Below are 20,939 nucleotides of genomic sequence, written 5' to 3'. Positions count from 1 at the left end.
CCAAAAGGGGCGGCCCCGCCGACGGGGGTCGACCGGCGTACGGCAGGCTAGGAGCCATGGCAGACGGCTCCTGGTACGACGCCGACATCGACCACGTGATCATCTCCGAGGCGCAGATCCGCGAGAAGACCGCGGAACTCGCCAAGCAGGTCGCAGCGGACCACGCCCACGTCGAGGACGGGCTCCTGCTGGTTTGCGTGCTCAAGGGCGCGGTGATGTTCATGGCCGACTTCGCCCGGGCGCTCGGCCGCCACGGCCCGCCCGCCGAACTCGAGTTCATGGCCGTCTCGTCGTACGGGCAGGGCACCACCTCCTCCGGCGTGGTGCGCATCCTCAAGGACCTGGACCGCGACATCGCCGGCCGACACGTGATCGTCGTCGAGGACATCGTCGACTCGGGTCTCACCCTCTCCTGGCTGCTGCGCTACCTGGAGTCCCGTTCCGCCGCGAGCGTCGAGGTCGTCGCGCTGTTCCGCAAGCCCGACGCGGTCAAGGTCCCGGTCCCGGTGAAGTACGTGGGCTTCGACATCCCGACCGAGTTCGTCGTCGGCTACGGACTCGACTTCGACGAGCGTTACCGGGAGCTGCCGTACGTCGGCGTGCTGAAGCCCGAGGTCTACGCCCGCTCCTGAATCCTCCTCGCGGCGGCGTCGAGCCCCCTGCCACCTGAATCCGTGCGGCGCGTACGCACCGCGTCCGAGCTTCCGGTCGGACGGACTGCGCCGGGAAGTTGAACAGGGCGCGTTCGTCAAGCGGACGTTCAGCGGATTCTCAGCTGTTCGGACTACCGTGTACGTCGGTGGCGTGGAGGTACCTCCGCGCTCGGCCCCTCGACTGCGTGACCGGGTGTTCGCGGGTGGCCGGGCTCGGACTCCTCGTCACGTCGGTCTCCGCCCGGTCCGCCGTACGACCCGGCGCGGGCTGGTGGGCCCCGGCTCAGGGGACGTGCCGTCGATGTCCGACGTGCGTCGAGTGCGGGGCTCGCAAGCTCACTCCGTGCGCACACGGTGTACCGTCGAATGACCGCGGCGCGGCAGTTTGTCGCTCCTCGGAGGTCGAGGCCGGCTCGCACGGCGGCTCCGGCAGCCGCCAAGGCGGCGACACCAATCAGACGGTCAGGACGTCGATCAGGAGGATGCGGGCGCTCAGGTGCCCGACAACAGCATGGAACGTACGCGTTTCTTCCGCCGACCGGTGGTCTGGATCATCCTGGTCATCCTCGGCGCCGTTGTTCTCAGTCAGTTGTTCACCTCGGGTCCCAGCTTCCACCGGGTGGACACTTCCGTTGCGCTGGACCAGCTTCACACAGCCAAGATCGATAGCGCGGTCTTCCAGGACAAGGAGCAGACGCTCCAGCTCAAGCTGGCCGAGAAGACCAAGTTCGGCGATACCACCACCGACCGGATCGAAGCCCAGTTCCCCTACGAGGTGGGCGGCCAGGTCTGGAACGAGGTCCTCGCGGCCAAGTCGGCCAACCGGATCACCGGTCCGGCCGACACGAAGGTGTCGTCCGACAGCATCTGGGTGAGCCTGCTGGTCAACCTGCTCCCCATCGTGCTGCTCGTACTGCTGCTGCTGTTCTTCATGTCGCAGATGCAGGGCGGCGGCTCGCGGGTGCTCAACTTCGGCAAGTCCAAGGCCAAGATGATCACCAAGGACACGCCGAAGACCACCTTCGCGGATGTCGCGGGTGCCGAGGAGGCCGTGGAGGAACTCCACGAGATCAAGGACTTCCTCCAGAACCCGGCCAAGTACCAGGCGCTGGGTGCCAAGATCCCGAAGGGCGTGCTGCTCTTCGGCCCGCCCGGTACCGGTAAGACCCTGCTGGCCCGCGCGGTCGCCGGCGAGGCCGGGGTGCCCTTCTACTCCATCTCCGGCTCCGACTTCGTCGAGATGTTCGTCGGTGTCGGTGCGAGCCGGGTCCGTGACCTGTTCGAGCAGGCCAAGGCGAACGCACCGGCGATCGTCTTCGTCGACGAGATCGACGCCGTCGGCCGGCACCGTGGCGCCGGCATGGGCGGTGGCCACGACGAGCGGGAGCAGACCCTCAACCAGCTCCTGGTCGAGATGGACGGCTTCGACACCAAGGGCGGCGTCATCCTGATCGCCGCCACCAACCGGCCGGACATCCTGGACCCGGCGCTGCTGCGCCCGGGCCGGTTCGACCGGCAGATCCCGGTGGACGCCCCCGACATGGAGGGCCGCAAGGCCATCCTGCGGGTGCACGCCAAGGGCAAGCCGTTCACGCCCGACGTCGACCTCGACTCGGTGGCCCGGCGTACCCCGGGCTTCAGCGGCGCCGACCTGGCCAACGTGATCAACGAGTCGGCTCTGCTCACCGCGCGCAAGGACCAGCGGGCGATCAGCAACGACTCCCTGGAGGAGTCGATCGACCGGGTGATCGCGGGTCCGCAGCGCCGGACCCGGGTGATGAGCGACCAGGAGAAGAAGATCACCGCGTACCACGAGGGTGGCCACGCGCTGGTCGCCTGGGCGCTGCCGCACGCCGCGCCGGTGCACAAGGTGACGATCCTGTCCCGCGGTCGCTCGCTGGGCCACACCCTGGTGCTGCCCACCGAGGACAAGTACACCCAGACGCGCGCCGAAATGATCGACACGCTGGCGTACGCGCTGGGCGGCCGGGCCGCGGAGGAGCTGGTCTTCCACGAGCCCACCACCGGTGCCGGCAACGACATCGAGAAGGCCACCCAGCTGGCCCGGGCGATGATCACCCAGTACGGCATGAGCTCCAAGCTCGGTGCGATCAAGTACGGCACCAGCGGCGACGAGCCGTTCCTCGGCCGCAACATGGGCCACGAGCGGGACTACTCCGACGCGGTGGCGGCCGAGATCGACGGCGAGATGCGGGCGCTCATCGAGCTGGCGCACGACGAGGCCTGGGAGATCCTGGTGGAGTACCGGGACGTCCTGGACAACATCGTGCTCGAGCTGATGGAGAAGGAGACCCTCTCCACGGCTGACATGGCTCGCATCTGCGCCCGGGTGGTCAAGCGCCCGCCGCTCGCGCCGTACAACGGCTTCGGCAAGCGCCAGCCCTCCACCGAGCCGCCGGTGCTCACCCCGGCGGAGAAGGAGGCGCTCAAGGCGCAGGCCCAGGCCGACGGCGCCCAGGCGGGGGTCGGCGGCAACGCTTCGAACAACTCGGACGGTACGCACTGAGCACGACGGACCCGGCGGCCAGCCCCGATGATCGGGGGCTGGCCGCCTCCGCGACCGAGCCCGACGGCGACGACATGCTGGACTACATCGCCGCGCGGCTGATCAACGGCAAGCTCACCGGTGGCCCGGTCGAGGACAGCGTCGACCTGCCCCGGATCGAGAAGGCGGTACGCGAGATCCTGATCGCGGTGGGGGAGAACCCCGACCGCGACGGGCTCCGGCAGACCCCGGCCCGGGTGGCGCGGGCCTACGCCGAGCTCTTCGCCGGCCTCCGGGTCGACCCGGCCCAGGTGCTCAGCACCACCTTCGAGGCCAACCACCAGGAGCTGGTGATCGTCCGGGACATCGACGTGATGAGCCTCTGCGAGCACCACCTGCTGCCGTTCCGGGGTAGCGCGCACATCGGCTACATCCCCGGCCCGGACGGGCGGATCACCGGCCTGTCCAAGCTGGCCCGGCTCGTCGAGGTCTACGCCCGCCGGCCCCAGGTGCAGGAGCGGCTGACCTCGCAGATCGCCGATCTCCTGATGAATAAGCTCGCGCCCAGAGGCGTGATCGTGGTGCTCGAGTGCGAGCACATGTGCATGGCGATGCGCGGCATCCAGAAATCGGGCGCCCAGACGATCACGTCGGCGGTGCGTGGCACGCTCCAGAACGACGCGAAGTCCCGGGCCGAGGCGATGGCTCTGATACTGCCCCGCTGACCCGGCGTACCACCCGGCCGGTCGACCTGGATCCAGGCCGACCGGCCGTTGCGTTCCCGCCCGTTCCCGTTCGTCACCGGAATGTCGGCCCGGGCGGGCCGACGTCGACGGCGTGACGGGAGGAGCCGGGGGCGTATCAGCCGGCCAACATGGCGAACAGCAGGCCGGCGGTGACCAGCACAGCCGGCACCAGGCAGACCAGCGCCCCGAACCGCGACGTCCGGTCCACCCGACCCCCGCGCCGCGACCGGAAGACCCGCCCGACGCCGATCCAACCGGCCACGAACGCCACCGCCGGCATCGGCAGGCCGCAGATCAGGGCGGCGACGGTCGCCGCACCGGCGCCGGTCGCGACGTAGACCACCACCTGGATCAGCGGCACCAGCAGCGCGAGTGGGCCGTACACCAGCAGGTTGCGGGGCCGCGCGGACCAGCTCGCCGGGCGCAGCGGATGCCGCGCGGCAAGTGCGACGTCCGCCGCGTCTACCCGGTCGCGAGCGGTGCGGAGCCCCGCCAGGACGGTGGCCGGACCGCCGGCCAGCGCGCGGGTCTCCTCGGACAGTTCCGGCGGTGACGGCACCAGCGAGATCTGCGGTACGCCCCGCTCGCGCAGCCGGCTCTGCTGAGCGGCGAGCCGCGTACGGACCTCGGTCAGCTCGTCCCGGGCCGCCTGCACCGACCGGGCCTGCTCACCGGCGGCTGCCGCCGCGGCCCGGCGTACCCCGTCCAGCTGACGGGCCGCCGCCAGGTAGTCCTGCCAGGCGTCCACCGCGGCATCGGTCGTCGCGGCCGGCCGCGGAGCAGACCCATGTTGCTCGGCGGTACGCTGCCGGCCCGGCCCGGCCGGATCCTGCCGCTCGTCCCGCGTGGCCGTGGCCGCCTTCCTCCCGTTGCGGCTCATGCCCACGCCTCCTCCTCGGCGAACGGCACCAGGACCACGCCCTGCTCGTCCGGCCCGTCCCAGAGCACCGCCCGACCCGGCCGGGGACGCCACTCCACCGGCCGGTGGAAGACGCTGACGAGCTGGGCTCCGGGCACGCCCACCGCGGCGACGGCCGCGAGTTTGTCCACGGCATCCTCCGGCTCCAGCAGGGCAGCGAACGGCGGCACCACCCGCCACCAGCCGAGCAGGTGCCGACCGACCGGCGGACCCTCCCGCAGCAGCGTCCGCAACAGCTCGACGGGCAACTCCTCGGCGTCCGCGCGACCCGCGCCGAAGAGCACGAGATACGTGGGGTCGTTCGTCGGCGTCGCCCCACCCTCGTCGTCCGGGGTGGACCCGGAGGATCCGGTGCCGGCCACGATGTCGAGCAGGCCGGCGACGTCGACGGTCGTGGCCGGATGCACGGCGGCCAGCTCGGTGGTCAGCGCCTCGGCCAGCGGACGGCAGTCCGGGTCGGCGGCGGCGATGAAGAAACGGGCCGTGCCCGCGGCGTGGTGGGCGGCGGTGCTCCGGGCCGCGGTGGCGAGCAGCGAGGCCGCCTCCGGCCCAGGACCGAGGACGGCGAGGTTGCGCCCCGCAGCCGGACCGAGCGGCACGGCCACCGTCGACCGGTTCACGTCCACCGCCCGACCCAGCAGGGCTGCCGGAGCGTGCGCCAGGTTGGCGACCGCCGCCCGGTACCGGGGGTCGTTGCGGAGCAGCGGCCGGGCGTACCCGGCGAACACCACCGGCGGCGCCGCACCCGCCGGACGGGCCGCCCAGAGTTCGTGGCGCAGCCGCTCCACCGTCTCCGGTTCGTCCTGCGGATCCGGGTACCGGATCAGCCGCTCGTGACCGCGTACCGCGCCCCGCGGGCCGCCGAGCCCGCCGGCCGTGTTCACCACAGCGCTGCCCATCGGCAGGCCGGCCGCCGAATCGTTGGTCGGCTCCAGGACGGCGCCCCCGCCCGGCAGCGCAACCCGGACCGGGAACTGCCCGAGCAGCGAATCCCGGTGGCCGCCGTCCGACCGCCCGGCCAGCCCCAGATCACCGGCACCGGCCAGCACCAGATGAACGCCGTACGTCCGTCCGGACCGGGCGAGAGCGTCGAGGCGGGACGCGATGTCGGCGCTGAGCCGGTCCCGTTCGGCGAAGAGCAGCGGCACATTGTCCACCACGCAGACGATCCGGGGCAGCGCAGTGTGTTCCCGGAGCGCGGCGAAGCGCTGCCCGCCGGCCCGGCGACCCGTCTCCTCGCGGCGGTGCACCTCGGCCGCCAACTGCTCGAACAGGTCCCGCACGTACTCGCGGTCGGCGGTCATCGCGGCCGCGCGGACCTGCGGGATCCAGGACCGGTCCCGCTCGGTCTGAAGGAACTCCACGAAGGACTCGCCGTCGCCCAGGTCCACCAGGTACAGCGTCAGCTCCTCCGGGCCGTACCGGGCGGTCAGACCGAGCAGCGCGTTGGTCAGGAACGCGGAGCGGCTGCCGTCGGACCGGCCGCTGACCAGCCAGTGCGGCGTCAGTTCGGTGAACCCGAGCGGTACCGGCCGGCCACCGGCGTCGCCCACCGTGGTCGTCATCCCGTCCGTCGAGTGCGCCGACCAGAGCGCCTCGCCGGTCGGCGGCAGCAGTTCGGTCAGCGCCAGCCGGGAACCCGCCTCGACCTGGGCGGCCAGCCGCCGGCAGACCGTGGCCACCAGTTCGGCCGGCGGATCCGCCTCGACGAAGACGGGAGAGTTCAGCCCGGCCGGCGGATCCACACCGGGGCTGGTGAACGACGTACCGGGCGGATCGCCGAGCAGCGCGTACGCGTTGCGCAGCGCGAGCGTTGTGGCCCGGGGCAGCGGCGGGCGGTTCGCGTACGGGCCGGCGGCCGCCCAACCGGCGACCACCAGGTGCAACCCGGCCGCCGGGCCCTGTTCGGCCAGCGCCTCGATCCGGGCCAGGTCGCTCGGCGCGGTCAGCTCGGGAAGTGCGGCGATCACCAGCAGCAGGGTGCGGTCGTGCCGCCGCCGCCCGCTGGACCCCGGAGCAGCCCACTCTTCGGCCTCGGTCAGCACCGCCCGCAGACCTGGCACGTCCGACGCCGGCGGCGGGAGCAGCCCGGCGTCAGCCAGCGGAGCGAACGGCGTCAGCGCCGACCCGGTGGCGTCCACCGCCCTGACCAGCAGCGCGCCGGCCGGCGCCGCCGCGATCGAGCGCAGCAGGACGGCCCGGAGCAGACCCGCGACGCGGAAGTCCCGCGCATCGGTGTCGATGCTGAGGTGACCCGTACCGACCAGCGGCACCAGGGCGGGGAAGCGAGCGTCGTCCAGCGGCGCGGCGGTGCCGACCCGGACGAACGGCGGCGGGCCTTCATTCGGTGCGGTGTCGGCGGCGAGAGTCTCCAGGGAAGCGCCCGCCCAGCCTGGAGCTGCCAGCTCGGCAACGGTGCGGAGCCGGTCGGCCAACTCGTACTGGCGGCGCTGATCAGCGGGAGCGGGCCGGATCTCGTCGAGGATGCCCGCAGCTGCGGCCGCGGTGGCGGCGGCCTGACGGTGCAGAGCGGCGGCGCGGTTGGTGCGTGCCTTCGGACCGGCCACCGCGTCCACCCCCTCTGATCGAGGTTGGCAACCTCCCCGAGCAGAGACCGTATCCCAGGTGGTGCCCCTTCCCTGGGAGGTGGGGCGGCGGTGTGAGGGTGTCGTCGGTCATCTCACCAAAGGCGAGCGGTCCGTCACGATCCGCCGAAAATTGAGGCATTGGGTATGCGGGCTCCGACCGATAGCCTCAGGACGTGGAATCAGTGCAGCCCCCCGCCGGTTCCCAGGTATCCCGCGTACCGGCGCAGCGGCCCCCCTCCGAGCAGCTGCCACCGGCTCCGGCAGCCCCGGCCCCGGAGCGTCCGCGCCGTCGAGTCCGCACCGTCCTCACCGTCGTCGCGGGTGTGCTCGCACTGCTCTGCCTCGGCGGGGCCGTCACCGGCTACGTGCTGTACGACCGCGCCACCGCCCCGGACCGCAGCGCCCCCGACGTGGTGGTTGACAACTACCTCCGCGCGTTCCTCGTCGACCGTAACGACGTGCGCGCAGACCAGTTCATCTGTCAGGCGGGTCACCCGGAACAGCTCCGGGCGTTGCGGGATGAGTTGACGGAGCGTCAAGCGCAGTTTGGGGTGCCGATCGCCGTGAGCTGGGGCAGTCTCGAAGTCCGGCGACAGGATGACCGGGCACAGGTCGAAGTAGTTTTGACAATTTCCGCGGTTGTCGACGGGACTACGCAGAGCGACCGCCAATCCTGGCAGTTGAGCACGCAGTTGCACGACGACTGGCGCGTTTGCGACGCTACCGCGCTTGGCTGAGTCATTCGATCCACAGCAAATGCACCGGTACCTCCAGGGTGGTGGGTGCCTGGCCGCGCCAGGCCCAGCGGTACCACTCGGCCTCGGCCGCGACCCGTACGCAGATGTCCCCGTCGGCACCCGAGTACGTCTCGGTGACCGCGCGCAGGTCGCGGTGCTCGGTCGAGTCCACCACGTGGACGACGCGACGACCGGCCACCGAATCCGCGTCGACGACCGGGATGGGCGTCCGGTGACTCGGGCCGTCGAGCGAGACGAGACGGAGGCCGGGTTCGCGCCCGGTCGAGCCGTCGGCCTGCGCACCGACGGTCTCGACCCAGACCCGTTCCACCGGGACCAGAGGCGCGAAGACCTCGATCTGGTCGGTCTCGGCCCGGTACCACTCGTGTTCCGGGATGACCGGCACGTACGTCCGGCTGCCCTGCACCACCCGGTCGTCCGCCCGGAGGTCACCGCGCCAGCCGAGCCCGGGCAGACCGACCTGCACCCGCCGGCCGCGTAGCCCGACCCGGGCGGTCGCCGGCACGATCTCGACCGGGCGTGGTGGGCGTGGTGCCCAGTCCGGGCGGTCCGCGAACGGATCGGGCACTGGTTCGTTCATGCCGGGAAGGTTCTCACTTCTTCGCCGTGAGGGGAGCGCCCCGCGACCACATGAACGGCACCGGGTCGGTCGCGCCCCGGCTGCTCCGGTCGCCCTCCGTGTGGACTTCGAAGTGCAGGTGCGGGCCGGAGGAGTTTCCGCTGCTGCCGACCTTGCCGAGGACCTCACCGGCGGACACGCGCTGCCCCTCGTGTACATGCGGCCTGGTCACCATGTGGCAGTAGCGGGTGATGAGGCCTCCGGAGTGCAGGATGTCGACGAACCATCCGCAGCCACCCTTTCCGGGGTAGCCGTCGACGTCGCAGGTCTCCCGGCCGCTGTTGTCGGGATCGCATTTCGACACCAGCACCCGGCCGGAGGCGGCGGCGTGGATGGGGGTGCCCTTCCTCGCGCCGATGTCGACCCCGTTGTGCCCGGGTCGTTGGCTGGTCCGGAACCCGGAGCCGACGCCGCCCGCGATCGGGGCCGTCCAGCCGGAGGCCGCGACCTCCTTACCGGAGGCCGCGTCGCAGATCTCCTGGCCCGACACCAACGCCGTCCGGGCCGCCCCTCCGGCGAGCGCGTCGACGATCTGGGCGGCCACCGCCTCGTGCTTGGCGTACGCGTCGGGGAACGCGCTCCTCTGCACCCGCTGCGCGGCCTCCGTGAGCGGCAACTGCTCCCAGTCCGGAATGTCGAGCAGCCCCTCGTAGAACTTCTTGGCGGCGTACTCCGGGGTCATCCGCTGCCGCACCGTGCCCCAGGAGGCCCGCTGCTGGAACAGACCGACCGAGTCGTGGTCCGCGCCGACACCCTCGTTGGGGAGGCCCTGCGACTCCCCGACGGTCCGGTTCGCCAGGTTCCGCAGGCGGGACTCCTGCATCGCGGTCGCGACCGCGATGACCCAGCCGCGCGGCGGCACCTTCATCTTCTGGCCGGTCCCGATGATCCGGGCCGCGTTGCGGAGCTGGCTGTCGCCGTAGTCGGCCAGGCGCGGCATCTTCCCGCTCACGTCGACCTGGAAGTCGCCGGTGCACTCGACGCTCATCGGCGTCATCTGTTCCGCGGAGTCTCCGCCGAGTCCGCTGAGGAAGAAGGCGGCCGTTCCGCCGGTGCAGCAGAGGAGCGCCAGTGCCACGGTGAGCGCGCCGGCCAGCGCGCGGAGCGGCAGTCGCCGACGCCGAGGGGGCTTCCCGTCGTTCATCCCTGCTCCCAGTCCACCGCGTCGACCAGCCATTGCCCGTCCGGTGCGACCAGTTCCAGCCGGAGCCGACCGGTGTCCATCGGCACCAACGCCTCGACGAACGTCTCGGTCCGGGGCTGTATGGTCGCCCTGTCGGTCACCTGCTCGGCCGGTACCTCGTCCGGCACCGCCCCGGCCAGCTTCTCGGTGAGCGCGGGTGTCGACAGGGGCCGAAGGTCCTCGCGCCACTCTTCGGCGGTGATGCCCGGCTTTCCGAGCCAGGCCGTCACGAAGCGGTCGGCGGTCTGCTCCGGCTTCAGCTCGCCGGGCCGGGCGACCGGATCGCGCGGTTCCCCGCTGGCGATCAATCCGTCGTCGCCCGCCTGCGGGTCGACTGTGCTGATCGGTTCGGTCGGCCGGTTACTGAGCCCGAGGGTTGGATCGATGGGTCCCGAGACGAGTCGAGCCGCGCCGATGATGCCGAACACGACCACCGCGAGAGCGAGCGCGATCCCGATACGGGACCGCAGCACCCGGGTGACCAGGAATTCGAGCGCCCGTCGCATCGCCACTCACCTGGCCTCGGTACGGATCCGGGGCGCGGGGCGGTCGGGCGTGCTCTCCGCGGAGCCGGGCCGGTAGACGGCGTAGGAGGGACGTTCCTCGGGCAGGTCCGGCGCCGTCCAGGCGGGCTGGCCGCGACGTGGTCGCGGCGCGGCCCGACGGGCAGTGCGGCTCTCCTCGACCGCCGGCGCGCCCTCGGTCCGTTCGCGGCCGTCGGGGCGCTGCCGTTCGGTGCCGTCCGTCGCGCTGTGTACCGGGTCCTCGTGCCGGGCCTCAGGCCGCAGCCGCGTCTGTTCCGCGACGACCGCCTTCCGGCGCCCCATGGTGGGTTCGGCGGTGCCGCCGGGCTCGGCCACGTCGAGCCGGGCGGCGGTGCGCATGTCCCGGAAGAAGCGGCGGTGCCAGGAGCCGGCCGAGCCGACTGCCTCGCTGCTGTCCTTCCCGCCGAGTTGGGTGATCCGGCGGTAGGGGCGGAGCAGCAGCCAGCCGACCACGCCACAGAGCCAGACCAGCACGACCTGGAGCCAGCCGGGAAGGCTCGGCGTGCTCATGATCAGATCCACCGCGAAGAGGTAGACCGCGGCTCCGGTGCCGAAGATGGCGATGTTGAAGACGGCGGCCACCACCGCATTCCCGAGCCGGCGCAGACCGGCGCTGGCCGGCCTGAGCAGACCGATCGTGCCGAGGATCGGGGCAGCGATCACCGCCCACCGGAAGATCAGGAAGCCGAGCAGCACCAGCAGCGACGCCGTCAGGTCGAACATGGCGAAGAGCAGCGACGCGAGCACCGCGATGAAGCCGGCCCCCACCCGGTCCATGTCCCGGACCCCCTGGAGGTACTCGAACGCCTCGGGGTCCTCGAGTCTTATCTGCTCCGCCACCTGGGCCCACTGCCGCTGTTTTGCTTCGATGGTGGCGGTACGCGTCGTCGGGTTAGCGCGAAGTTTCTCCGCTTCATCCCAGGAAAGGGACTTCGCATCATAAAGGGCCCGACCGTATTTCTTCGCAGTCTCGCTGTCGGCCGAGCCCAGAACACCGCGGAGCCAGTTCCGGTAGAGCATGGCCTCGGTCGCGGTGTCGCTGGCCCGCACCGCCGGGGGACGCTTGTCGACACATGCATCCGGGTTCGGTACGACGCATTCAGCCGGAGGCGTGTCTCTGGAAGCGGGACCAAGGGCGTCATGCACCACGCCGAGGGTGGTGATCAGTGTGCTGTCGGCGACGTTGGCGGACTTCACCGGCCAGGCCGCCAGTGCAGTCACCGCGACCATCACGAGCAGAGCCCAACCCGCTGTGGTCATGGCGTTGCTCATGTCGGACTGGCGCGACCGCCAGAGCAGGTACAGCCCGACCACGCAGAGTGTGACGATCCCGAAGACGCTGAACACCTTCTGGTAGATGGCCTTGGTGGCCTGCTCCACCAACGGGTCGGCCCAGCTCCACATCGACCGCGGATCCCAGGCCCGCTCGCGCAGGGCGTTCGAGGCACCCACGATCGCCGTCGCGACCATGAACTCGCCGTTGGCGACGGTGTTGCTGAACTTGTAGTCCGGATGGAGCACGGTAGTAAAGCAGCCGTCGTCGACCCGGTACGTCGTGTAGCTGTAACCGGCGTAGCCGTAGTCGGTGTAGAAGCCCTTCGGGCCCGGCTGCTTCGATGATTCCGGTCGTGAGGCGAACCACCCGGCCAGCCCGGAATCGGGCGCGGTGGGCGTCGGCGACTTCCAGCAATTGATCTGAGCCCCGGCGGAATTCTGTATTTCCTTGACGCAGGCGCGGAAGTCGGCCTGCCATTCCTCGGTGGTGCAGAGGTCGGCCTGCGCCTGCGCGGCCACCGGGGCGGCGGCCGCCGGAGACGCCCCGATCAACGGCCAGGCGATCGTGGCTCCGGCCAGCAGGCCGAGCGCGAGCAGGAACGCTGTGATCCGTGCTCGGGCCCTCGCCATGTCACGCCTCCAGATCCGGCAGGGGGATGCTCGGCAGTACTCCGGCCGCTGCGGCGGCCGCGGCGGGCGTGGTGTCGAGGTGGTCCAGCAGCCCGTCGACGTACGAGACGTCCACCCGGACCTTCTGCACCCGGCCGTCGACGTCACGCATGACGAACTCGCGGAAGCCCAGCCGGGTGGCCGATGTGGCTTCGGCGGTGGAGAGCGAGGCCAACGTGGCCTCGTATCCGTCGTCGACGGGGACCCGCAGCAGCCGGAGCGCCTCCGAGGCGATCTCGCTGTCCTCGGCGATCCGGCCGACGAAGACGGTCGAGACGAGGTTCTGCACGTCGAGGCCGAGGATGTCGCGCGGGTTCTGCGAGGCGACGAGTGCGGCCAGGTTCCACTTGCGGGAGTCCCGGGCGAGCCGTACCAGGAAGGATCGGCCGGAGCGCCACCCCTCCATGAAGTGCGCCTCGTCCAGACCGACGAGCTTCCGGGACGACATCGACCCGCCGTAGCAGCGGCGCACGGCGAGCCGGTGCGCGGTGTGCAGCATCGGCAGGGCGAGCGCCTCCTCGGCCGACCAGTACTCCCGCTCGATCTTGAGGTCGGGCAGCCGGAGGCCGGCCATGGTGATCACCGTGAGCGCGGCGTCCGGACCGAGCATCCCCTCAGGCGGGCGGCCGAAGAAGAGCATCGCCAGGGGCATCTCGGCGGTGTCCAGCAGGAGGTTCGCGAGTTCCCGGCCGGTGTCGTCGTCGAGTTGGCTGAGCGTGGTCACGACGTCGTCCAGGGTGGACGTCTCCTCGGCGGGCACCTGGCGTACGGCGTGCCGGAACAGCGTGGCGGTCGACGCCTCCCGGGCGACCTGCGGCGGCACCAGCATCATGCAGATGTCCTGGACGAGCATCCGCCGCTCGGCCCGCGCGTTGGAGACCGCGATCTCGTACTCCCGGTCGCCGGCGGCGCCGGTGCCGAACTCGCTGCGCCGTGGTGTCGGGATCAGCGCGTACGGGGCGAGAGTGCCGTGCTCGGAACCGGTCAGGTTGAGCACCCGGGAGTAGGGGGCCAGCTCCGGCATGGCACAGAGCCGGGCGAGCGGGCCGGACGGGTCGAGCAGCGTCACCTGGACGCCCCGCCGGGCGGCGAGGTAGCCGAGCGCACCGAGCAGGGTCGACTTGCCGCCGCCCGGCTCGGCCACGAAGACGGCGAGTCCGGAACGCTCGCGTACCTCCATGGGGTAGTGCAGGTCCAGGAAGACCGGCCGCCGGCAGGTGCCTGCGGTACGACCGATCAGGTCGCCGCGCCGGTCGCCGACGGTGGACGCGGCCTGCGGCAGTGCGGCGGCGAGCAGGGACACCGGCATCCGGCGTACGTAGCCGGTGTTGGCGATCGGCTCGCCGGGAATGAACTCCCGGGCCAGCCAGTCCTGGTTCTTCGGATGCTGCAGCGAGATGCGTAGCTCGCGCGAGTAGAGCTGGATGAGCCGGCGGGCCCGCTCCAGGCACTCCTCCCGGGTCCGGCCGCCGACCGCGATGCGGTGCCAGCCGTGTGCCCGGGCCGAGTCGACCGGCAGGCCGGTGGTCATCTCGTCGCCGATCACGAGGGCCCGCTTGGCCAGTCGCTCCAGCTCGGGCGGTGCGTCGATGCCGTGCTCGGCGTAGTCGAGCTGCTGCGAGCGGATCATGCGGAGCCGGTGCTCGAGGTTGCGGAACGAGTCACCCGAGCCGAGGATGTCCACCCGCGTCGAGATCTCCATCGGCCAGGGCAGCCGCTCGTGGAAGTGCAGCCAGGGTTCGTGCCGCTCGGGAATCTCGAGCGGCTCCATCCGCCCCACGGCCAGCACCGCGACGTGCCGTTCCTCGCCCGTCATCCGGTTGACCAGCTTCACCGTCGAGCCGTACGGCGTGCGGTAGCGCTCGATCTGCTCGGTGAGCGCGAGCAGGTCACCGCGTTCCCATCGCCCGTTGGTCACCGGGGAGAGCGCCCCGGGTGGCGACATGCAGAGCGCCACCGAGCGGTAGAGCAGCCACTCCAGTTCCTGTGCGGTCACCCGTCGCCCGCGCATGCCGAAGGCGCCGAGCACCTCGTCGAACTGCTCGACCGTCCGGCCCAACCGGCGGCGTTCGCCCTCGGCGACGCCCCGGCCGAAGGTTCGCAGCAGCCGCTCGCTGAGGGAGTCGCCGAGGGAGCGGCGGGCGAAGGTCACCCCGAGGTACGTCTGCCCCTCGGCATGGTTGACCGACATCAGGTGACGCTGCGCCGCGACCAGATGGTCGGCCCAACTCGGCGTGCCGGGCACGTCGGGCAGCGGGGCGACGGTGTGTGTGTCGACGGTCCGGGCCCACTCGTCGGCCGGGAACGGCCGGGTGGTGCGGCGCAGGTGCAGCCGGAAACCGGCGAGGCCGGCGTACTGCTCGGCGATCGCGGCCAGCAGCGCCTCGCGCTCGGCGTCCGGCCGGAACGCCCAGCGGACCTCGGGCAGCCAGTACCAGGCGGTGACGGTGTTCGGGGTGAAGGTGAGGTGGCCTGCGATCTCGGTGATCGCCAGCTCGACCGACGGGTCGCGGTCACCGAACTTGATCTTCGGGGCCTTCACCCGGACCGGCTTGGTCGGCTTGTCCCGCCGTTCGGGCGAGCGCTGTCGGGGCGGCGCGACCTCACGCCCGTTCGAGGTCGGCGCGTCGGACCCGGCGAGGTGCTTCAGCGGCTGCCGGGGCTCGGGCGTGGGCGCCGCCCGGGGTGCCGGCGGTACGGGTGGTGCCAACGGCACCTGCTCGGCCGCCGGCTGCGGATCTGCCGCCGGGCGCCGAACCGGCAGCCGATCGCCGGCCTGGTGCGGCACTCGCGACCGGGTGCCCTGCTCCGGCGGGGCCCCGGCTGGAAGGTCGCTCCGGGGGAGGGCCGGCTGCGTGGTCGGCCCGGGCTCCCGGCCCGCGCCGGGCGACCGAGGCGCCGGCGGCGCGACCGAAAGGGTCGGCGCCGGCTCGATCGCAGCCGGTTGCGGCGGTATCGGGGTGTGCTCGCGCTCGGGGCGTCGCGACGGCGTCAGCGGACGGGCCGTGCCGGGGCGGGGAGCGCCGAAGAGGTCGAGGAACGGGGAGTCGATGTCGGCGCTCTCCGTGCCCGTCGCCGTTGGAGCCGGGCGCGGCGGCTGGTCCGCCGGGGTGGCCCGTCGGGTCACCGGGTCGGCCGGCGGAACCCTTCGGGCCGCCGGGCGGGGTGCCTGGAAGACGCCCACCCCGCCGTGACCGGGTGTGGTGGCCAGTGCCGGATCGAGGGTGTTCTCGTCCAGCTCATCGGTCTCTGGGTAGTCAAATGAACGCGCACGGTGACCACTCGGCGCGGCCGGACGGCCGGCCGGGGAGCCCGGCGTGGAATTGCGACTCATGCGACCGCCTCACCCGCATCGTGTGACCGCCCCGTCGGCGTACGCCCGGTCATGCCAGTTCCTCCCGGATCCTGATCCCGGTGCCGACCAGGCGAGGATCGCGCTGTTCGGCGGCGGGCTCCCGGGTACGCCGCCAGTCCGTCAGCGCGGTGCGGATCACCACTCGCGCGGGTCGGTCCGGGTCGACGTGCCGGAAGACGAATGACGTGCTCACGATGGCGAGCGCGATCTCCCAGGCGGGGAAGAGCTCGACCTGCAACGTGAACAGCCAGTGGATGAACATGTAGAGGGGGACGAGCAGCATGAAGAGCCCGTACTGGGCGTACGGGAGGTGGACGGGAAGGGTGTAGCCGGGCGGCCCGAGGTAGACCAGGCGTGCCCGGTAGATGTCGTCGTCGGTGCGCAGCCGCATGTCGAGCCCGCGCCCTATTCGAAGATCAGGTCGATCAGGTAGTCGCCGACGAAGAAGAGTGTCGCCGCCCCGGCGATGAAGGCCAGGCCGACGATCGCGATGGCGGAACTGGTCAGCACCTTGGAGATCTCACCGCGGCTGGCTCGTCCGATGAAGATGACGCCGAGGACGGCGAGCAGGATCGGCGCGATCTTGCTGGCGAAGAAGGTGACGACACCGTTGGTGTCGATGCCCTTCGGTGCCGGCTCGGCGAGTGGAGTCGACGCCAAGGCGGAGAGCGCGTGGGCGACGCCGGACGACGCCTGCTCCATGAGCTCGATGGCGATCACTGAAACCTCCCCAAAACGCGGCCGGCGGCGCCGCAGCGGTGCAGTTGGAAAGCCTGCGAGGGCAAATGTCCTTTTCGAGCGCAGCTAAGTTGCCTTGCGTTCGTTACTCACCACGGAGGGTGGCGAGTTTTGGGCGATTTGGTCCCGCTTCGGCCCTCCCTCCACGCTTCGCCATCTCGATGCTGGGCAATTCCACAGCGTACGGGCCGCCCCGGAATGCGACAAGCCGCGAAGAGCCTGCCCGATACGACCCGGACGACCGATCGTACACCTGTTTCAATGAGCATGTCAGGGCCGCTGTGCGGGGCTGCCCCGGGCCGGCGGAGGCCCCGCCGACGACCGGTACGGTCTAGTCGTGACCGATCTGGTGCGGGCCCCGGCCCCCGTTGTGATGGGCGTCCTCAACGTCACGCCCGACTCCTTCTCCGACGGCGGACGGTACGCCGACCTCGACGCGGCCGTCGGACATGGCGTCCGACTGCACGCCGACGGGGCGCACCTCATCGACGTGGGCGGCGAGTCCACCCGGCCGGGCGCCGACCGGATCGACGCGGAGACCGAGGCGGCCCGCGTGCTGCCCGTCATCCGCGAGCTGGCCGCGGCGGGCGTGCCGGTCAGCATCGACACCACCCGCGCCCGCGTCGCCGAGGCGGCCCTGACCGCCGGCGCGGCCGTGGTCAACGACGTCTCCGGCGGACTGGCCGACCCGGACATGGCCCGGGTGGTCCGGGACGCGGGCTGCCCGTGGGTGCTGATGCACTGGCGCGGGCACTCGCGGGGCATGCGTGAGCTGGCCGACTACACCGACGTGGTCGCCGACGTCCGGGCCGAGCTGTCCCAGCGGATCGACGCGGCGCTGCGGGCGGGGGTGGCCGCCGACCGGATCATCGTCGACCCGGGGCTCGGCTTCGCCAAGACCGCCGAACACAACTGGCGGCTCAGCGCGCGCCTGCCCGAGCTGCTCGACCTCGGCTACCCGTTGCTCTTCGGGGCCAGCCGCAAGTCCTACCTCGGCCGGCTGCTCGCCGGCCCGGACGGAACCCCGCGCCCGCCCGGCGACCGCGAGGCGGCCACCGTCGCCACCAGCGTGCTCGCCGTGGCGGCCGGCGCCTGGGGCGTACGCGTGCACGACGTACGCGCCACCGTGGACGCGCTCGCCGTCTGGCGGGCCACCGGCAGCCCGCGTCTGGTCACTCCGGTCGCCGCGGCGACCGGATCCGCCACCGAAGGGGAGGGCAGCCGGTGAGCGACCGGATCACGCTGACCGGTCTGCGGGCACGCGGCCGGCACGGGGTGTACGACTTCGAGCGCGAACAGGGGCAGGACTTCGTCGTCGACGTGGTGCTGGAACTCGATCTCGGCCCGGCCGCTCGCTCGGACGACGTCGCGGACACCGTCCACTACGGCGAACTCGCCGATCGGCTGGTCGCCGTCGTGACCGGCGACCCGGTCGACCTGATCGAGACGCTCGCCGACCGGCTGCTCGACGTGTGCCTGGCCGATCCTCGCGTGGGCAGCGCGACGGTGACGGTGCACAAGCCGGAGGCGCCGGTGCCGCACGTGTTCACCGACGTCGCCGTCACCATGACCCGCAGGAGCGGGCGATGACGCGCGCGGTCCTCTCCCTCGGCAGCAACCTCGGTGACCGACTCGCCCACCTGCGCTCCGCGGTCGCCGCGCTCGGCGACGCGGTACTCCGGGTCTCCGGGGTGTACGAGACTCCACCGTGGGGAGACCCGGACCAGCCCACGTACTTCAACGCGGTGCTGCTCGCCGAGGATCCGACCGCGGGCCCGTACGACTGGCTGGAGCGGGCCCGCGCCGCGGAACGCGCGGCCGGCCGTGTCCGTGACCCGCAGCGGCGCTTCGGGCCGCGCACCCTCGACGTCGACGTCATCGCGGTCTGGGGCGACGACGGCCAACCGGTCCTCGCCGACGACCCCGAGCTGACCCTGCCGCACCCCCGCGCCCACCTGCGGGCGTTCGTGCTGCGGCCGTGGCTCGACCTCGAGCCGTACGGCCGGCTGCCCGGTCACGGTCCGATCGCCGAGGTGCTGAACACCGGCGAGGCCGCCGCCGACGCGCTGGAACTGCGCCCGCGCCCGGATCTGGCGTTAGAGTCGACGGCATGACCCAGCGGAGCCGGTCGGCATGACGCAGCCGCAGTCCCCGCCGCCGGGCGGCCCGGGGCGGATGGGCCCCACCCGGATCTCCACCCTCGTGGTGGCCGGTCTGGCCGCCGCCGCGGCGGCCTGGTTACTGATCAGCACCTTCTACTACAACGGCGTACCTCGGCTGCCCTGGCTGCCGGTGGTCACGCTCGCCGTGCTCGCCGTGCTCGAGGGGTACGCCGCGATCAACACCCGGGGCCGCATCGAGCGGCGGCCGGGCCGGGAGCCGGTCAACGCGCTGATGGTCGCCCGGTTCGTGGTGCTGGCCAAGGCGTCGTCGCTGGCGGGTGCCATCTTCGCCGGCTTCTACGCGGGGCTGACCGCCTGGCTCTTCGTCGAGTCCACCCGCGCGGCCACCGAGGACCGGGCGCCCGCGGCCGGCGGGCTGGTCGCCTCGCTCGCCCTGGTGGCCGCCGCACTGTGGCTGGAGCGCTCCTGCCGGGTGCCGGAACGACCCGAGGACGAGCGGGAGCCCGACGACCGGGAGAGCCGGCCCGGCCAGCGCTGACCCGTCTCCGCAGTGGTCGGGGGGTTACGTGCGGCTCGCCACGCGGGTACGGTGCCTCCGACCGGGCAGCAATGGCCGCCGCCGGTCCGCCCGAGCGTCGGACCAGGACGACCGGCCAGGGGGAGGCGGCGTCATGGGGTACGACGAACCGGGCCGGGACGCGCCAGTCGAGCCCTCGTCCGGAGTGCCCGCCGCCGTGCTGGAGAACGTCTTCGACGACCCGTTCCACGGTGAACCCGGCCGGGACCGCGTGGGCGTGCACATCGGCTGGGAGATCGTGCTGCTGATCGGGCTGGTCGGCTGCGCCTGGCTGCTCTGGCGCGAGGATCCGGCCGTCCTGCGCGGTGCCGGGCTGAAGTCGCTGCTGGTCGACGTGGCCGCCCTCGGGCTGCTCGTCCTCGCCGCCGGGCTGAGCCTGCGTACCGCCGCGGTGAACCTCGCCATCGGGCCGGTCGCGGTCGCCGCCGGACTGCACTTCGCCGAGCAGAGCGACCGGGGCCTGGTGGCCGCCGTGGCCCCGGCCGCCGTGGTCGCCGCGATCGGTGGTCTGCTGATCGCGCTGGCCGTGGTGGTGCTGCACGTGCCGGGCTGGGCGGCGAGCCTCGCCGCGGCGGCGGGAGTGATCGTGTACATCGAGCGCCGCTCGACGCCGGTGCTCGTGCAGGGCGACTACGACCCGCGCCGTCATGCGTACTACCTGGTCGCCGGGTTCGCCGCGGTCGCCGTCCTCGGTGGCTTCTTCGGCGCTATCCGGGCAGTCCGCCGGCTCGTCGGCCGGTTCCGCCCGGTCGCCGATCCGGCGCGTCGTCGTGGGGCGGCCGCCGCGTTCGTCACCGCCAGCGCGTTGGTCGGCTCGACCCTGCTCGCCATGCTGGCCGGGGTGCTGGTCGCGGCCAACGACGCCGCATCGGTGGTCCCCGCCACCGGCCTGGACTGGACGGTGCTCGCCGTCGGCGTGGCACTGCTCGCCGGCACCAGCGCGTACGGTCGTCGCGGCGGGATCTTCGGCACCGTATTCGCGGTCGGCCTGGTGTCGGCGTTCCTCGCGTACGCCGAGACGCGTGGCTGGACGGTGAGCCGGTGGGCGGTCGGCGGGGTGGCACTGGGCGTCGGGCTGCTGATCACTCGGCTGATCGAGCGGTACGGCCGCCCCGGATCGGCCACCGTGGAGACCCCGGAGCCGGCCGGCGACGGCACGATCAGCTCGGGTTGGACGGTGCCCGGCCCGGTGGAGAACTGGCCGCCGGCCCTGCCGACACCCGCCACGGACTCGCCGATGGACCCGTGGCGGTCGCCACACTGGGAGAGCGAACCCCGGCGGTGGGACGATGCCCGGTGAGCTGGGGCCACGTCCGACGAGCCGGAGGTGATCTCGGCGGTTAGGCTCGGCGACATGAGCGAGACACCAGCCACCCCCACCGGCGGTCACTCCTTCGAGGAGCTGGACGCACTCCCCACCGAGGAACTGCGGGAGCGGTCGTTCGCGCGCGCCCGGGAGCGGCTCGATGTCGGCTTCTTCTGGTCGGTGCTGCGCCACCTGCCGAACGCGGACGAGGCCACCGTGCTCGACGGCGCCCCGAATTCCGTCGGGCCGACAGTCGACGAGGCCGCCGCGCTCTTCCGTCAGCTGACCGGTCACGGCGACGAGGAGTCGGAGCCCCTGCTGCGGGCCGCCTTCATCGACTACCTGATGAAGCACTGACGGGAGCGGTACACGCAGGCCG

Annotated in this window: 19 protein-coding genes; 10 read left to right on the top strand and 9 right to left on the bottom strand. The window is 72.1% G+C overall.

The genetic code is table 11. The annotated features are described in order from the left end of the window. Positions 1 to 56 precede the first annotated feature (56 nt). The 3 genes from hpt (at position 57) to folE (ending at position 3,884) form a co-directional block, all read left to right on the top strand. Positions 57 to 632: a hypoxanthine phosphoribosyltransferase gene (hpt, locus tag BXA10_RS02920; RefSeq protein ID WP_076467142.1), complete on the top strand. Its 576-nt coding sequence runs from the start codon at positions 57 to 59 to the stop codon at positions 630 to 632. A gap of 532 nt (positions 633 to 1,164) precedes the next feature. Continuing rightward, positions 1,165 to 3,180 carry an ATP-dependent zinc metalloprotease FtsH gene (ftsH, locus tag BXA10_RS02915; protein ID WP_076467408.1) on the top strand — a complete coding sequence of 672 codons (2,016 nt, stop codon included), beginning with the start codon at positions 1,165 to 1,167 and terminating at the stop codon, positions 3,178 to 3,180. Positions 3,181 to 3,218: 38 nt separating this feature from the next. Continuing rightward, complete coding sequence (folE, locus tag BXA10_RS02910; RefSeq protein WP_076467140.1) at positions 3,219 to 3,884, top strand: GTP cyclohydrolase I FolE; 666 nt, start codon at positions 3,219 to 3,221, stop codon at positions 3,882 to 3,884. Positions 3,885 to 4,020: 136 nt separating this feature from the next. On the opposite strand, the gene BXA10_RS02905 is transcribed toward folE, so the two are convergent. Both BXA10_RS02905 and BXA10_RS02900 read right to left on the bottom strand, forming a co-directional pair. Beyond that, positions 4,021 to 4,785, bottom strand: a complete 765-nt coding sequence (locus tag BXA10_RS02905; protein ID WP_076467405.1) for a hypothetical protein — start codon at positions 4,783 to 4,785, stop codon at positions 4,021 to 4,023. Continuing rightward, positions 4,782 to 7,400 (bottom strand): FtsK/SpoIIIE domain-containing protein, encoded by a 2,619-nt coding sequence (locus BXA10_RS02900; RefSeq protein ID WP_076467139.1) that lies wholly within the window; start codon positions 7,398 to 7,400, stop codon positions 4,782 to 4,784. Before BXA10_RS02900 ends, BXA10_RS02905 begins: the two co-directional genes overlap by 4 nt. 194 nt (positions 7,401 to 7,594) lie before the next feature. On the opposite strand from BXA10_RS02900, the gene BXA10_RS02895 reads away from it, so the two are divergent. After that, positions 7,595 to 8,149 (top strand): hypothetical protein, encoded by a 555-nt coding sequence (locus tag BXA10_RS02895; protein ID WP_076467137.1) that lies wholly within the window; start codon positions 7,595 to 7,597, stop codon positions 8,147 to 8,149. A gap of 1 nt (position 8,150) precedes the next feature. Here the strand turns inward: BXA10_RS02895 and BXA10_RS02890 are convergent, their stop codons facing one another. The 7 genes from BXA10_RS02890 to BXA10_RS02860 are packed head-to-tail and all read right to left on the bottom strand — an operon-like array spanning position 8,151 to position 16,536. Beyond that, a complete protein-coding gene (locus BXA10_RS02890) occupies positions 8,151 to 8,750 on the bottom strand; it encodes a hypothetical protein (protein ID WP_076467135.1) in 600 nt (199 codons plus the stop codon). Between the two features lie 13 nt (positions 8,751 to 8,763). Beyond that, positions 8,764 to 9,933 carry a M23 family metallopeptidase gene (locus BXA10_RS02885; protein WP_076467133.1) on the bottom strand — a complete coding sequence of 390 codons (1,170 nt, stop codon included), beginning with the start codon at positions 9,931 to 9,933 and terminating at the stop codon, positions 8,764 to 8,766. Further along, the gene (locus tag BXA10_RS02880; protein WP_076467402.1) at positions 9,930 to 10,478 is read right to left on the bottom strand and encodes a hypothetical protein; all 549 of its coding nucleotides are present in this window, start codon (positions 10,476 to 10,478) and stop codon (positions 9,930 to 9,932) included. The genes BXA10_RS02885 and BXA10_RS02880 overlap by 4 nt, the downstream gene beginning before the upstream one ends. A 6-nt stretch (positions 10,479 to 10,484) precedes the next feature. Next, complete coding sequence (locus BXA10_RS02875; protein WP_076467132.1) at positions 10,485 to 12,422, bottom strand: MraY family glycosyltransferase; 1,938 nt, start codon at positions 12,420 to 12,422, stop codon at positions 10,485 to 10,487. A 1-nt stretch (position 12,423) separates the two neighbouring features. Continuing rightward, on the bottom strand, positions 12,424 to 15,795 hold the full coding sequence (locus BXA10_RS02870) for an ATP-binding protein (protein ID WP_076467130.1): 3,372 nt from the start codon (positions 15,793 to 15,795) through the stop codon (positions 12,424 to 12,426). Between the two features lie 49 nt (positions 15,796 to 15,844). After that, complete coding sequence (locus BXA10_RS02865; RefSeq protein WP_076467128.1) at positions 15,845 to 16,207, bottom strand: hypothetical protein; 363 nt, start codon at positions 16,205 to 16,207, stop codon at positions 15,845 to 15,847. 14 nt (positions 16,208 to 16,221) lie between these two features. After that, a complete protein-coding gene (locus BXA10_RS02860; RefSeq protein ID WP_076467126.1) occupies positions 16,222 to 16,536 on the bottom strand; it encodes a hypothetical protein in 315 nt (104 codons plus the stop codon). Between the two features lie 355 nt (positions 16,537 to 16,891). Here BXA10_RS02860 and folP point away from each other — a divergent pair, with 355 nt between their 5' ends. The 6 genes from folP (at position 16,892) to BXA10_RS02830 (ending at position 20,917) form a co-directional block, all read left to right on the top strand. Beyond that, positions 16,892 to 17,782, top strand: coding sequence for a dihydropteroate synthase (folP, locus tag BXA10_RS02855; protein WP_076467124.1), 891 nt, complete (start codon positions 16,892 to 16,894; stop codon positions 17,780 to 17,782). After that, the gene (folB, locus tag BXA10_RS02850) at positions 17,779 to 18,144 is read left to right on the top strand and encodes a dihydroneopterin aldolase (RefSeq protein ID WP_076467122.1); all 366 of its coding nucleotides are present in this window, start codon (positions 17,779 to 17,781) and stop codon (positions 18,142 to 18,144) included. Before folP ends, folB begins: the two co-directional genes overlap by 4 nt. Next, on the top strand, positions 18,141 to 18,668 hold the full coding sequence (gene folK, locus BXA10_RS02845; RefSeq protein WP_076467120.1) for a 2-amino-4-hydroxy-6-hydroxymethyldihydropteridine diphosphokinase: 528 nt from the start codon (positions 18,141 to 18,143) through the stop codon (positions 18,666 to 18,668). The genes folB and folK overlap by 4 nt, the downstream gene beginning before the upstream one ends. A 19-nt stretch (positions 18,669 to 18,687) precedes the next feature. Beyond that, positions 18,688 to 19,215 carry a DUF3180 domain-containing protein gene (locus BXA10_RS02840; protein ID WP_076467118.1) on the top strand — a complete coding sequence of 176 codons (528 nt, stop codon included), beginning with the start codon at positions 18,688 to 18,690 and terminating at the stop codon, positions 19,213 to 19,215. Between the two features lie 133 nt (positions 19,216 to 19,348). Continuing rightward, on the top strand, positions 19,349 to 20,554 hold the full coding sequence (locus BXA10_RS02835) for an ABC transporter permease (RefSeq protein WP_076467116.1): 1,206 nt from the start codon (positions 19,349 to 19,351) through the stop codon (positions 20,552 to 20,554). Positions 20,555 to 20,608: 54 nt separating this feature from the next. Next, positions 20,609 to 20,917, top strand: coding sequence for a hypothetical protein (locus tag BXA10_RS02830; protein WP_076467114.1), 309 nt, complete (start codon positions 20,609 to 20,611; stop codon positions 20,915 to 20,917). Positions 20,918 to 20,939 lie beyond the last annotated feature (22 nt).

Origin of the sequence: Micromonospora avicenniae, from assembly GCF_900156065.1 — a bacterium.
In the GTDB taxonomy this organism is placed as follows: Bacteria; Actinomycetota; Actinomycetes; order Mycobacteriales; family Micromonosporaceae; genus Micromonospora; species Micromonospora avicenniae.
The sequence above is the reverse complement of the archived record's forward strand: the minus strand, read 5'-3'. Positions and strand labels throughout refer to the sequence as shown.